Below are 12,774 nucleotides of genomic sequence, written 5' to 3' on the forward strand. Positions count from 1 at the left end.
TCATCACGAATTTAGTAAGTTTTATGATTTTGCGTCAAATTTTGTTTTACAGTTTGGACACGTAATCTCAATTTTTCCTTTTCGTCGCGGAACACGAAGTCGGGTTTCGCACGTCTTGCATGTGAAATATTTATACTTCGGCCATGACTTAATGCGATTCCATTTCGCGTTTCCTTTGCTTAAAAATGTAAGATACGCTTGATTCTCTTGATATCGTTTTTGAATCTTACGCGAGAAGGTACGGTAATAGACATAAACTAAAAGTAACAACCAAACCCCTTGCAACCAAACTTGTCGGGTAAAAATCCCAACAATCGCCACAACCACACCTAAATAAAGAAGATGTTGATTCAGTTTATCCGTTCCATAACGGCCCTGCATCATTTGAATAAATTTTTGCTTCATTGAAACGTCACCGTATATTGATGCACAATGTCATCACCTTTCTGAAGACGCTTAATTCCAAGCTTTTCACGAATATCAGGGTATCCACCGTATTCATCCGCAATACCTACCCAAGGCTCAATACATACAAAAGGTGCCATTACACCTTCCTTACAAGGTCGCCATAACGCTAAGTAGTCAAAGCCTTCGTAAGCTACCGTAACGGATTCTTGGGTGTTCTTGTTTATTAATGTCACTTCTGAAGTATGATCATAGATTAAGGTTGTATCCTTGAAGTTTGCTTCATTCACCTCAAGTCGATCTAATTGAACGGGAGCCTTTCCATCAATAAAGCCTTCTTTGAGTCCGTATTGATGAACGTTTTCAGTTTGTTCAAAGACAAACTCATAATCACCTTCATCATCAAGTAGAAAAGCAGGATGTGCTCCAATGGCATAAAACATTTCGTTCTCATCTTTATTAAAGATATGCCACGTTACAGTGATCCGTTTTCCATCTAATTTATAAGCAATTTGTACTTTGTGTTTATATGGATATACTTCCAACAGTGCATCATTACTGTGAAACTCAAATACAAACTCATTTTCAGTATGACGTACAACTTCAAATTCTTGGTCTCTTAAAAAACCATGTTGCGATAATTGATAGTCTTGACCATCGATTGTATATTTTCCATTAAATACTTTTCCTACAATGGGGAAAAGGACTGGAGAAACACGTCCCCAAAATGCAGCATCACCGTTCCACATTAATTCTTTTTGCGTCTCTTTATTTAATGCGCGACGAAGCTCTGCACCTTTACAATCAAATTCTAAAAGTAACGATTCATTTTCTAATTTCATCCTTATGCCACCTCATTTTACGTTTTGATTATATCATGTCTTTATGCAAACAATGCTTCATTCCCCAAATTTACATTAAATAACATAATACAAAAAAGCAGTCCTTTCGACTGCTTAGTATGCTTCCACAAATACATCAACATGTTCGTTGCCATGAATCAGTTTTGATACAGGGCATCGTTCATGGGCTTGACGTACAAGACGTTCACTTTCTTCTAAGGAAATTCCCTCTACGGCCAAATATGCATAGGCACTGAAGTAATATCCTACTCCATTTGCCTCTTTATGGAGGTCTACCTCAACACGCACTCTTGAATTATGTTCGAGTTTTCGTGCTTTTAAGAGTGCTTGACTTGTGGCATTAAGGCATGTTGCCCACGACATTGCAAGAAGTTGTTCTGGATTCGAACCTTCTTGAGGATCTAAAGGCGGTGTCATTGTAAGTGCTAGACCGTCTTCAATTCGAGTTTGATTTGGCACAGTTGTTTCATTGATTGCCGTTGTTTTATAAATCGATGTCATGTTTATCATTCTCCTTTTATTATACATGAGTCTGTATTTATGAACCTTCAGAACGCTCATTTTGTTAGTAAAATCACGTTATTTTATTGTTTTTTTATGAGTATATCAGGTGAAAATCAGGTATAAAGCAACTATAATAACGGTGGGTTAATGAGCTGGGAGGTTTTATTATTATTGAGTTTAAAAATGTTTCTAAACATTATCAAGGTAAAAACAAAACATTCAAGGCACTCGACAACGTTTCATTTGAAATCAAACAATCTGAAATTTTCGGAATTATTGGTGAAAGCGGAGCCGGTAAGTCAACTGCGCTGCGTTTAATCAATGGATTAGAACAGCCCGACGATGGTGTCGTTTACGTTGATGGCACCGATTTAAAATCACTCTCAAGTAACGCAATGCGTTCACTTCGTAAAGAGATTGGCGTCGTTTTCCAAAATTTCAATTTATTGGGGAATCGTACTGTGTTTGATAACATTGCCTTGCCACTAAGACTTGCAAAGAATAAAGATTGTAATGTGGTGTCTGAAGCACTTTGCTTTGTACACCTCGAATCAAAGATCCACCACTATCCTGCACAACTTAGTGGTGGAGAGCGTCAACGTGTTGCCATTGCACGTGCATTGATTACCAAACCGAAGATTTTAATTTGTGATGAACCATCATCTGCTTTAGATCCTCATACTACCAAAGAAATTCTTGAGGTTTTAAACAAATTAATCAACAATTCGGCACAACGATTGTGATTGTTACTCATGAATTAGAAGTTGCGAAGATGTTGTGTGATCGGGTTGCGATTTTGGATAATGGAACGCTTCATGAAGTGATTTCAGTAAATCGTCACGATGAAGACAATCCAACACCCTCTTACGCAATCCATGCAAAGGACTATTTATTACAATGATATCGATATACGCTGAATTTCATGCTGAGTTGCTTAAAGCACTGAGCGAAACCTTTATTCTTTTAGGATTTTCAATTCTATCTGCACTTTTAGTTGGATTACCACTGGGCACACTTATCTACCTTACCCGAAAAGACGGGTATTACGAAAATCGATTTGTTTCATTTTTCTTAAATGGATATGTGGATGTGGTGCGTTCGTTTCCGTTTTTATTATTTATTGTGTTTATGATTCCGGTGACTCGATTCTTAATTGGGACTTCACTTGGAACTTATGCAGCCTCAGTACCCATGAGTTTTGTTGCAGCGGCATTGTATGCTCGATTTGTTGAACAAGCACTCCTCGAGGTTCCTCAAGGAATTATTGATAGTGCCCTCTCACTTGGGGCAACACCGTTTCAACTTGTTTTTAAATTTCTGTTTGTTGAAGCACGATCAGGACTTGTCCTCGGACTTACATCTTCCATTATTAGTTATGTAAATTACTCGACGGTAATGGGAGTTGTTGGTGGCGGCGGAATCGGGGACTTCGCAATGCGATATGGTTATCAACGATTTGAGTGGCAAATCATGTATGCAACCATTCTCATTATGATTGTTCTTGTACTGATGATTCAATTCACAGGAAATAGAATCGCTAAACGAATTGATAAGCGATAAGGAGAAAAGATGATTAAAAAAGGACTTGTATTACTCACAGCAATGCTCATGCTTACCGCATGCGGCGCCAAAAAAAATCCAGATGACATGAAGTTAAAGGTTGCATCACATATGATGCCAATGACCGATGTTGTCGAAATTGCTAAAGAGGAATTGAAAAAAGACGGTTATGAACTTGAACTTGTATCCGTTTCAGACAATACCCAAGCTAATACTGCTCTTAATAATAAAGAAATCGATGCCAACTTCTTCCAACATGTTCCCTTTATGGAAATGTTCAACAAGAGTCAAAGTGGTAACCTTGTAGGCATTCAACCAATCTATGATGCAATTGTAGGTTTCTACTCAAAAGATCTTAAGGACATTAAAGATCTTAAAGATGACGCAAAAATCGCAATTCCAAATGATGCAGTCAACCAAGCTCGTGCCCTTCTAATCTTGCAAGATGCTGGACTCATCACATTAAAAGATGGTGTTAAATATGATGCAACGATTAAAGACGTAACAGATCATAAAAACTATCAGTTTATTGAAGTTGATCTCTTAACTTTAAATCAAGCATATGAAGAAGTCGATCTCGTATTCAACTATCCTACTTATATTAAACAAGTTGGACTCACACCAAGTGATGCGCTAATTTTAGAAAAATCAGATGGACATTATGCAATTTCATTAGTAGCACGTGAAGATAATAAAGATGATGCGAAAATTCAAGCACTAAAAAAAGCCATGACAAGTGATGCTGTTCGTAAATTCTTAACAGAAGAACACAGCGCAACACTCTCACCAGCTTTCTAAACACGAAAAAACCTCTCGATATCCATTGAGAGGTTTTTTATTTACTTATAAGAGTTCTATTTTTCCTTTACATGTGTCTAAAGTCTCATCATCCCAAAGACTTACTTGAACTTCACCAATATGTGCATTTCCCAATAACAGCATACACATACGGCTCTGACCAATACCACCACCAATTGTTAGTGGAAGTTCATCGTCTACGATCATCTTATGGAAATCATATTTTAAGCGATCTTCTTGATTTGCCTCTTTAAGTTGATACAACATCGCTTCGCGATCGACACGAATTCCCATGCTGGATAGTTCAAGTGCAATCCCAAGCGGTTCATGCCAGAACAACAAATCTCCGTTTAAAGACCAATCATCATAGTCCGGAGCGCGGTTATCATGCGGTTTTCCACTCTTGAGTTTATCACCAATTTGAATGATAAACGTTGTATGATGTTCCTTAACATATGCGTTTTCTCGTTCTTTAGAGCTCAAGTTTGGATACAAATCTTCCAATTCTTGACTTGTAATAAATGATACATTTGAATCAATCATGACATCCACATCTTGATACTTCGTATGTAAACGACTTGAAGTTTCCACGATCGCATTCACAATGCTTTGAACCGTTTCTTTTAGATAATCTATCGTAAGTTGTTCACGTGAAATCACACGTTCCCAATCCCACTGGTCCACATAAATTGAGTGAATGTTATCCAACGCTTCATCACGGCGAATTGCATTCATATCCGTATAAAGACCGTTTCCTTCTCTAAAATCATATTGATGTAACGCAATGCGTTTCCATTTTGCCAGGGAGTGTACTACTTCACCCTCTGCATCCAGTGAGGGAACGTCAAAACGAACCGGACGCTCCAAACCATTTAAGTCATCATTTAAACCCGAATTTCGTGCCACGAACAAAGGCGCAGAAACCCGTTTTAATTTTAAACTTCCTGTGAGCGCCTCTTCGAAGCAACGCTTAATAAATCCAATCGCAGTTTGTGTGTCATAAACACCAAGTCTGGACTGATATCCTTGGAACTGACCTAGTTCCGTGGGACTAAAGAAAAAAACCTCTTGTATGAGAATTATTGTAAAATAGTTCAATATAGGAGGTTTTTATATGGGAACACGAACTATGCATAGCTATGAGACAAAGATGAAAGTTATAGAAATGAAATTGGCAGGCTACTCAAGCAGGTTTATTCAGACTGAACTTGGAATAAAAAATGTAACACAAGTCAAAACATGGTGGAGATGGTATCGAAATGGTGAACACTATCGATTTTCTCAACCTGTAGGCAAGCAATATACTTTTGGAAAAGGGCCTGAAGGAGACACGGTCGAAGAAACACAAAGACTTAGAATTAAATCTTTGGAGCAACAAATTGAACTATTAAAAAAGTATTTGGAAAGAGAAAGGATGTGGTTCCTGAAATAATCATCAAGCTCGTTGAAGAGTATCGCAACACTGTATCTCTTAAAGATATCTTGAATCTTTTTGGGGTACCTAAGTCAACGTATTACCGTTGGACTAAAAAAGAGCAACTAGAGTCTAATAATTATTCTGTCAATGAAGCATTAGTAATTGAACTTTGTAAAGAAAATAAATTTCGTTATGGATATCGAAAAATAACTGCATTAATTCGAAAAGAAAGAATTATCAATAAGAACACTGTTCAAAAGATAATGCAGAAACACCAATGTCAATGCCGTGTTAAGGTCAAACGGTATCGAAAACAAAATCCGAAGATCATTATGCCCAATATCATTAATCGCGACTTTAAATCACTACGTCCTCTAGAGAAATTGGTGACAGATATCACTTACATCCCTTATGGCCATAAGATGCTCTATTTATCTACGATCATGGATTTATATAATGGTGAGATTATTGCGTCTACATTGAGTGACAGACAAAACCTAGAATGTGTGGTTGATACATTAAATCAACTTCCGGATATCGTTCAGCCATGTATTCTTCATTCTGATCAAGGGAGTGTCTATACATCAAAAGAGTATCAACTCAAAGTAAAAAATAAAAGCATTACCATGAGTATGTCCCGTAAGGGTACTCCCGCTGATAATGCTCCTATCGAATCGTTTCATGCCTCGCTAAAGTGTGAAACATTCGAATTAAACCCAGAACTAAAGGGTTCTACTGAAATTGTATCACAAACTGTGATAAACTATTTAAAATATTACAATGAAAATCGAATACAAGAAAAGCTAGGATATCAATCTCCCGTAAATTATCGGTTAACTTCATCCTAACTTGGGTTTTTCTTTAGTCCCAAGGAACTAGGTCAGTTCCGACTGAGATGTTTTTTTACTTTATCATTTATAAGAAACCGTCATTTTAGAATTACATATTACTTACTCAACTGAAGCAATATCCACTCAACCATAGTATCTAGAATCTCAGGGTACATCTTTTCATTAAGGATTTCATGGTATAGGTCTGGGTAAGCAATAAAACGTTTGTTTTTTGAACTGATGTTTTCATAAAGCCATTCACCTACTTCGATAGGAACAACCTTATCCTTTTCTCCATGACAAATTAAAACAGGATAGCGGTAACGGGATACATTTTTCGCAACAAACTCCGGTGCCTTAATTAAAAATTCACGCATAAATCGTGCAGTTGCTTTATGTAAAACATCCGGATCATTTTTATAAGCACTCACAACCTCGGGTACCGAACAAATGTCATCTTCCACAACATTACGAATGTTTATCTTTTTAAATGATTTACCGACTACATTTAATACTTTACCCATATTTCCTTCAACCGGCGGAAGTGGTGCCACAGCAGGACCTGATAGAATTTGGCCTTTTAGTTCATAGGGATGTGCTATACCATACATCGTCGTAACAAGCCCACCCATACTATGACCTAACATAAATACAGGAACACCGATATTCTCATCTTTAACAAATTTAACCATTTCATTACAATCTGAGATAAACGATAAATACGAATCGATATGTCCTTTAGGGGAGTCGGTACGACCGTGTCCACGTAAATCATAGCGATACACACTTAATCCTGCTTTATTAAAATGCTCTGTAACATGATCATAGCGACCAATATGCTCCGCAAAACCATGGTTAATAATAACAATAGCCTTCGGTTTTTCAACACAATCAGCTGCATAACGCAGCGAAACCTCATCATTAATCTTTAAATAAGATTCCATATTCCTATCTCCTATCTTTGAGTTCCTGAATCACTGTGGGATTTGAAGCACACATAAATTCAAAATTCTTATCTTCAAATATAATCTTATTATCGCATGTATCGTAAGTGAATGCACCACCAACTGCCTCAAGAATGATTGCTGTAGCTGCAATATCCCATACCTTCAAGCGCCGTGAGAGATACACCTGATGACGACCTGCAGCGACACCACAAATTTCAAGCGACGCTGCTCCCATATAACGTACCGACATAAAATGATCATGTGCCTACCGCATCCCCAAACATAACCTCTAGAGTCTTAGTATCCGAATAAACAACGGAATCACGAAGTGTTACGGTTTGAGATAGCATTGGAAGCTTATGATCGTTGAGGTAAGCCCCTTCGCCTGCAATCCCGACATACATTTCATCACGACTCACGTCATAGACAATCCCAAAAACAGGTTTTTGTTCTTCATAATAACCAACAGATATCGCAAAATTACGTTTTTCAAAAATAAAATTTCACGTACCATCAATTGGATCAATGATCCACAAATCATCAAGTCCAGTCGATGCAACCATTTTTTCTTCGGTAATAAAATTTTGGTTTGGATATTTTGCATTAATGCGTTTGGCTAAAAATTGCTCTGTCCCTTTATCGACATTGGTAACAAAATCATTGCGTGCTGATTTCGTATCAATATTTAATTCTTGCTTCATATGTTCGCGAACATAGTCTCCTGCTTCATAAACTAATTGCTTCGCAAATGATAATTTTGATTGCATACATTTCTCCTTATAGTAGTGCTTTTAAACTTTCTTTAATCGTTTGATTGGATGCCGCGATAAATACACGGGGTTCATTATCAAAGTAAAGCGTATCCTCTAAATCCCCAAAGTGGTAAGTACCACCAACACATGTTAAGACAATCACCGCAGCTGCGAAATCCCATACTTTGAGTTTAGGAAAGACATATGATTGCCATCGCCCTGCCGCAATATGACATACTTCTAGAGCTCCCGACCCTAAAAATCGATGCGTAATAAATAGTAGTTTAAGTTCTTGAGGGGTCATTTTAAATAAACCAGGACGGTAGACATCACCGGAAATAATTGAATCTTTTAACTGAATATCTTGGTCGAGCATCGCTAATTTTTGTCCGTTCAGATATGCTCCTTCACCAACAATCCCAACAAACATCTCATCTGCCATGACATCATAAACAATACCAAATACAGGCATTCCTTGATGATAATAACCCACAGAAATACTGAAATTTTGTTTTTGATAGATAAAGTTTGTGGTTCCATCAATCGGATCAATAATCCATAAATGGTCTTTCCCCATCGTTTCCACGGTTTTTTCTTCAGTTAAGAAATTTTGGTTTGAATAAGCTTCCTTGATTCCTGAAACTAAAAAAATCTCTGTTTGTTTATCAACATTCGTTACAAAATCTGATCTTGATGATTTAAGACTAATATCAATCGATTCCTGCATCATCGTTTTAATGCGTTCTCCGGCTTGACGTACAAGTTTTATCGTAAATTCTGCTTTTTTATTCATTTTAACGCCTCCATCTTATCATTATAAACCTTTATCAATAAATATGTACATATAAAAAAAGTCCTCCACTCAAATCGATGAGTGTAGGCCCTTAATTTTAGAAATGCATTGATTTATAAAACTCAATTATCCACGAATAATTTCGCTAATAACGGAATCCTCTTCCTCAATTGTATTTCGTTCAATACGTTCTTGGCGCTTGAGTTCAGCCATTTCTTTAACCATTTCAGTTGATTCACGGTATAATTCAGAACCTGTTCCCGCTGGAATTTTCTTACCAATGATAACATTTTCTTTCAGACCCATGAGTGGATCAATCTTAGACTTGATAGCTGCATCCGTAAGAACTTTTGTAGTTTCTTGGAATGAAGCAGCTGATAAGAATGATTCCGTTTCAACAGAAGCTTTGGAAATACCGAGTAACACTGGACGATAACGTGCAGGGTTCTTACCTTCCATAAGGATATCTTCATTGATTTGAGTCATGTTATCAACATGCATTTGAACACCAGGAGAAATTCCTGTATCTTGTCCATCAATTACAATAACTTTACGCATCATTTGGTTAATCATAACTTCAATATGCTTATCAGAAATTTCGATACCACCACTTTGGTAAACTTTTTTAACTTCTTTTAAAATGTATTTTTGAACATCGAGACGTCCTGCATATTCCATAAGTTTCTTAGGATCTACAGAACCTTCTGTTAGTTTTTCACCGGCTGAAACCTCAGAACCAACTTTTAACCAACCACGAGCAGGTTGATGTGGTAATGTATGGTGCTCAACAGATGTTTTATCGTTTGCAACGGTGATGATATAACCGAAACCATCTTCGGCATTACGGATATCCGTAATACGTCCGGAAATTTCAGAAATCGCAGCACCCAGTTTTGGTGAACGCGCTTCAAAGAGTTCTTCAACACGTGGAAGACCTTGAGTGATATCTTCCCCACCAGCAACCGCAACCCCACCGGTATGGAACGTACGCATGGTTAGCTGTGTACCCGGTTCCCCGATTGATTGAGCGGCAACGATACCGACTGCTTCTCCAACCTCAACAATTTCACCTGTTGCCATGTTACGTCCGTAACATTTTTTACAGATACCATGTTTTGATTCACATGAGAATACAGAACGAATGCGAACTTGTTTGATTCCTGCATTCACAATACGTTTTGCAGCAAACTCATCGATATATTCGTCTTCTTCGATAATAACTTCTTTAGTTTTTGGATCAACAATTGTTTCTTTAATATAACGTCCAACAAGACGGTCATGGAGTGACTCAACAATTGTATTAGATTTACGATCTACAATTTCCTCTACAAGGAAACCGTTGTCGCTATAACAGTCATCTTCAACGATTGTGACATCTTGCGCAACGTCAACAAGACGACGTGTAAGATATCCTGATTCCGCTGTTTTAAGAGCAGTATCGGTTAGTCCCTTACGCACACCGTGAGTAGAAACGAAGAATTCACTAACGTTTAGACCTTCACGGAATGACGAATAGATTGGAACTTCAATAATTGATGATTGATAGCCTGCTTTTGATTTTGATTGAGTAGGTTTACCCATTAAACCACGCATACCGGATAACTGAGTAAAGTTAGAAACGTTACCACGAGCACCCGATGTCGCCATCATATTGATAGGGTTTTTACGAGCAAGTTCGTCCATTAATTCCGCACCAACGCGTCCTTTAATACCATCCCATAGAGTCATCAGTTTACCTTCCCACTCTTGAGCTGTTAAACGACCCCGTTTGTATTGTTTCATTAATTTCGCAGCTTGTTCTTTACCCTCATCAACATATTTTTCTTTGTTAGGGGCAACATTGATGTCACTTAACGCAACAGTCATACCCGCAACAGTTGAATAGCGGAAACCTAAGTCTTTAATGTTATCTAAGATTTCAGCTGTTTTATCGATTGAGTAACGATCAAAGATTTCTTTGATAATTTTCTCGAGATCTTTTTTCTTGAAGTCATTATTAAGTGGCATTGCACTAATAATTTCACGAACATCTTGTCCCATCGCAACAAAGAATTTATCCGGTGTCGCTTTAAAATTATACGGTGAAACCTCGTTTAAGTATGGGAAGTCACTTGGGAACATATCGTTAAAGATAAGTTTACCAAGCGTTGTAACAAGGTACATTTCGTTTTGTTTTGCACTTAACGTTGATTTCTTAAGTGATGATGCACGAACACAAATACGTGTATGTAAGTGAATCAACTCATGTTCATATGCAAGTTGTGCCTCATTGATGTCACGGAATGCTTTACCTTGGTTTTCACCAAAGCGACGCCATTTAGCACCTTCTTCCATATCGCCACGAGCTTCACATTGTAATGCTTTTTCTTCAAATTCTTCTGGAGATTCTTCCATGTTTAGATAGAAGTTTCCAAGAACCATATCTTGAGATGGTGTAACAATCGGTTTTCCATCTTTAGGACCAAGAATATTACGTGAACCAAGCATGAGCAATTCTGCTTCTGCTTGAGCCATTTCGGATAATGGAACGTGAACCGCCATTTGGTCACCATCAAAGTCCGCGTTAAACGCAGGCGTTACAAGAGGGTGAAGACGAATTGCACGACCTTCAATCATTTTCGGTTTAAAGGCTTGAATACCAAGACGGTGAAGTGTAGGGGCACGGTTTAAGAGCACAGGGTGATCTTGAATTACTTCTTCAACAATATCCCAAACACGTGGATCTTGACGTTCAATAAGTTTTTCAGCAGCTTTAGCATTATTACTAATTCCACGAACCTTCATCTCATTTACAACAAATGGTTTAAAGAGTTGAATTGCCATTTCTTTAGGAATACCACATTCATACATCTTAAGATCTGGTCCAACAGCGATAACTGAACGACCTGAGAAGTCTACACGTTTACCAAGTAAGTTGGCACGGAAACGACCTTGTTTCCCTTTAAGACTGTGTGAAAGTGATTTTAGAGGACGTCCACCAGCACCTGTAACAGGTTTTGAACGACGACCATTGTCAATCAATGCGTCAACAGCTTCTTGAAGCATACGTTTTTCGTTTTGAACGATAACTTGTGGTGTACCCATTTCAAGTAAACGTTTCAGACGGTTATTACGTGTGATTACACGACGGTATAAGTCGTTTGCATCTGAAGCAGCAAAACGGCCACCATCAAGTTGTAACATCGGACGTAAATCTGGTGGAATAACTGGAAGTTCAGTCAGTACCATACATTCTGGCATGTTATCAGAATTAATAAATGCTTCAACCGTTTCAAGACGGCGAATTAACTTCTTACGCTTGTCGCCTTTAGCATTTTCTAATAACTCAAGAATTTCATTACGTTCTTTTTCTAAATCCATATTTTCAAGCAAGGTTTTAATACCTTCTCCACCTGCTTGAGCTACGAAACCATTCGGTCCGTATTGATTGATGTATTCACGATATTCGCGGTCATCAATAATTTGTTTGTATTGTAATCCTGATTTCTTAGGATCCACAATAACCCATTTTACGAAGTACACAACTTCTTCCAAAATTTTAGGGGTAATGTTTAGTAATAAACTCATGCGTGATGGAATACCACGTAAATACCAAATATGTGCAACAGGTGCAGCTAACGTAATGTGTCCCATACGTTCACGACGCACAGCAGATTTCGTTACTTCCACGCCACAACGATCACAAATAACACCACGGTAACGTACTTTCTTGTACTTACCACAGTAACATTCCCAATCCTTTGTAGGACCAAAAATCTTTTCACAGAACAATCCATCACGTTCCGGTTTTTGTGAACGATAGTTAATTGTTTCTGGTTTTTTAACTTCTCCATGAGACCATTCTAGAATGCGCTCAGGGGACGCTAAAGCGAGTTGTATCGAGTCAAAATTATTAATACTCATGA

General features: G+C 37.8%; 13 protein-coding genes and 1 pseudogene. 5 read left to right on the forward strand and 9 right to left on the reverse strand.

Going from position 1 to position 12,774, the window contains the following annotated elements; translation table 11 throughout:
• Positions 1-21: 21 nt before the first annotated feature.
• From EEI45_RS00445 to EEI45_RS00455, 3 genes are all read right to left on the reverse strand, one after another.
• Positions 22-405, reverse strand: coding sequence for a hypothetical protein (locus tag EEI45_RS00445; RefSeq protein ID WP_125163707.1), 384 nt, complete (start codon positions 403-405; stop codon positions 22-24).
• The gene (locus EEI45_RS00450) at positions 402-1,247 is read right to left on the reverse strand and encodes an aldose 1-epimerase family protein (protein WP_125163708.1); all 846 of its coding nucleotides are present in this window, start codon (positions 1,245-1,247) and stop codon (positions 402-404) included. The genes EEI45_RS00445 and EEI45_RS00450 overlap by 4 nt, the downstream gene beginning before the upstream one ends.
• A gap of 114 nt (positions 1,248-1,361) precedes the next feature.
• Positions 1,362-1,769 (reverse strand): OsmC family protein, encoded by a 408-nt coding sequence (locus EEI45_RS00455; RefSeq protein ID WP_125163709.1) that lies wholly within the window; start codon positions 1,767-1,769, stop codon positions 1,362-1,364.
• A 278-nt stretch (positions 1,770-2,047) separates the two neighbouring features.
• On the opposite strand from EEI45_RS00455, the gene EEI45_RS00460 reads away from it, so the two are divergent.
• The 4 genes from EEI45_RS00460 to EEI45_RS00470 are packed head-to-tail and all read left to right on the forward strand — an operon-like array spanning position 2,048 to position 4,130.
• On the forward strand, positions 2,048-2,515 hold the full coding sequence (locus EEI45_RS00460; RefSeq protein ID WP_267128153.1) for an ATP-binding cassette domain-containing protein: 468 nt from the start codon (positions 2,048-2,050) through the stop codon (positions 2,513-2,515).
• Positions 2,512-2,673, forward strand: a complete 162-nt coding sequence (locus EEI45_RS08775) for a hypothetical protein (protein WP_228410406.1) — start codon at positions 2,512-2,514, stop codon at positions 2,671-2,673. The genes EEI45_RS00460 and EEI45_RS08775 overlap by 4 nt, the downstream gene beginning before the upstream one ends.
• Positions 2,670-3,332, forward strand: a complete 663-nt coding sequence (locus EEI45_RS00465; protein ID WP_125163710.1) for a methionine ABC transporter permease — start codon at positions 2,670-2,672, stop codon at positions 3,330-3,332. Before EEI45_RS08775 ends, EEI45_RS00465 begins: the two co-directional genes overlap by 4 nt.
• 9 nt (positions 3,333-3,341) lie before the next feature.
• Positions 3,342-4,130 (forward strand): MetQ/NlpA family ABC transporter substrate-binding protein, encoded by a 789-nt coding sequence (locus tag EEI45_RS00470; protein WP_125163711.1) that lies wholly within the window; start codon positions 3,342-3,344, stop codon positions 4,128-4,130.
• Between the two features lie 45 nt (positions 4,131-4,175).
• On the opposite strand, the gene asnA is transcribed toward EEI45_RS00470, so the two are convergent.
• Positions 4,176-5,204, reverse strand: coding sequence for an aspartate--ammonia ligase (asnA, locus tag EEI45_RS00475; protein ID WP_125164890.1), 1,029 nt, complete (start codon positions 5,202-5,204; stop codon positions 4,176-4,178).
• Positions 5,205-5,244: 40 nt separating this feature from the next.
• Between asnA and EEI45_RS00480 the strand changes: the two genes are divergently transcribed.
• Positions 5,245-6,395, forward strand: a protein-coding gene (locus tag EEI45_RS00480; RefSeq protein ID WP_125163712.1) for an IS3-like element ISErh1 family transposase whose coding sequence is annotated in 2 segments (ribosomal slippage) — positions 5,245-5,518 and positions 5,518-6,395 — 1,152 coding nt in all. Because the reading frame shifts where the segments join, the coding sequence is not laid out codon by codon here.
• 98 nt (positions 6,396-6,493) lie between these two features.
• Here the strand turns inward: EEI45_RS00480 and EEI45_RS00485 are convergent.
• The 5 genes and pseudogenes from EEI45_RS00485 to rpoC all read right to left on the reverse strand — a co-directional run bounded on the left by EEI45_RS00485 (position 6,494) and on the right by rpoC (position 12,772).
• Positions 6,494-7,321: an alpha/beta hydrolase gene (locus EEI45_RS00485; RefSeq protein WP_125163713.1), complete on the reverse strand. Its 828-nt coding sequence runs from the start codon at positions 7,319-7,321 to the stop codon at positions 6,494-6,496.
• A gap of 4 nt (positions 7,322-7,325) precedes the next feature.
• On the reverse strand, positions 7,326-7,574 hold the full coding sequence (locus tag EEI45_RS09845; RefSeq protein WP_267128129.1) for an inositol monophosphatase family protein: 249 nt from the start codon (positions 7,572-7,574) through the stop codon (positions 7,326-7,328).
• 7 nt (positions 7,575-7,581) lie between these two features.
• Positions 7,582-8,091: pseudogene (locus EEI45_RS09850) on the reverse strand (inositol monophosphatase family protein).
• A 10-nt stretch (positions 8,092-8,101) separates the two neighbouring features.
• Complete coding sequence (locus EEI45_RS00495) at positions 8,102-8,869, reverse strand: inositol monophosphatase family protein (protein ID WP_125163714.1); 768 nt, start codon at positions 8,867-8,869, stop codon at positions 8,102-8,104.
• A 126-nt stretch (positions 8,870-8,995) separates the two neighbouring features.
• The gene (gene rpoC / locus EEI45_RS00500; RefSeq protein ID WP_125163715.1) at positions 8,996-12,772 is read right to left on the reverse strand and encodes a DNA-directed RNA polymerase subunit beta'; all 3,777 of its coding nucleotides are present in this window, start codon (positions 12,770-12,772) and stop codon (positions 8,996-8,998) included.
• Between the last annotated feature and the right edge of the window lie 2 nt (positions 12,773-12,774).

This window comes from Erysipelothrix piscisicarius (assembly GCF_003931795.1).
In the GTDB taxonomy this organism is placed as follows: Bacteria; Bacillota_I; Bacilli_A; order Erysipelotrichales; family Erysipelotrichaceae; genus Erysipelothrix; species Erysipelothrix piscisicarius.

Bases quoted from the DNA above. Each gene is read 5' to 3' on its own strand.
- EEI45_RS00495 (WP_125163714.1), bottom strand. From the start codon at position 8,869: ATGAATAAAAAAGCAGAATTTACGATAAAACTTGTACGTCAAGCCGGA.
- rpoC (WP_125163715.1), bottom strand. From the start codon at position 12,772: ATGAGTATTAATAATTTTGACTCGATACAACTCGCTTTAGCGTCCCCT.
- EEI45_RS09845 (WP_267128129.1), bottom strand. From the start codon at position 7,574: ATGTCGGTACGTTATATGGGAGCAGCGTCGCTTGAAATTTGTGGTGTC.
- EEI45_RS00485 (WP_125163713.1), bottom strand. From the start codon at position 7,321: ATGGAATCTTATTTAAAGATTAATGATGAGGTTTCGCTGCGTTATGCA.
- EEI45_RS00445 (WP_125163707.1), bottom strand. From the start codon at position 405: ATGAAGCAAAAATTTATTCAAATGATGCAGGGCCGTTATGGAACGGAT.
- EEI45_RS00465 (WP_125163710.1), top strand. From the start codon at position 2,670: ATGATATCGATATACGCTGAATTTCATGCTGAGTTGCTTAAAGCACTG.
- EEI45_RS00470 (WP_125163711.1), top strand. From the start codon at position 3,342: ATGATTAAAAAAGGACTTGTATTACTCACAGCAATGCTCATGCTTACC.
- EEI45_RS00455 (WP_125163709.1), bottom strand. From the start codon at position 1,769: ATGACATCGATTTATAAAACAACGGCAATCAATGAAACAACTGTGCCA.
- EEI45_RS00450 (WP_125163708.1), bottom strand. From the start codon at position 1,247: ATGAAATTAGAAAATGAATCGTTACTTTTAGAATTTGATTGTAAAGGT.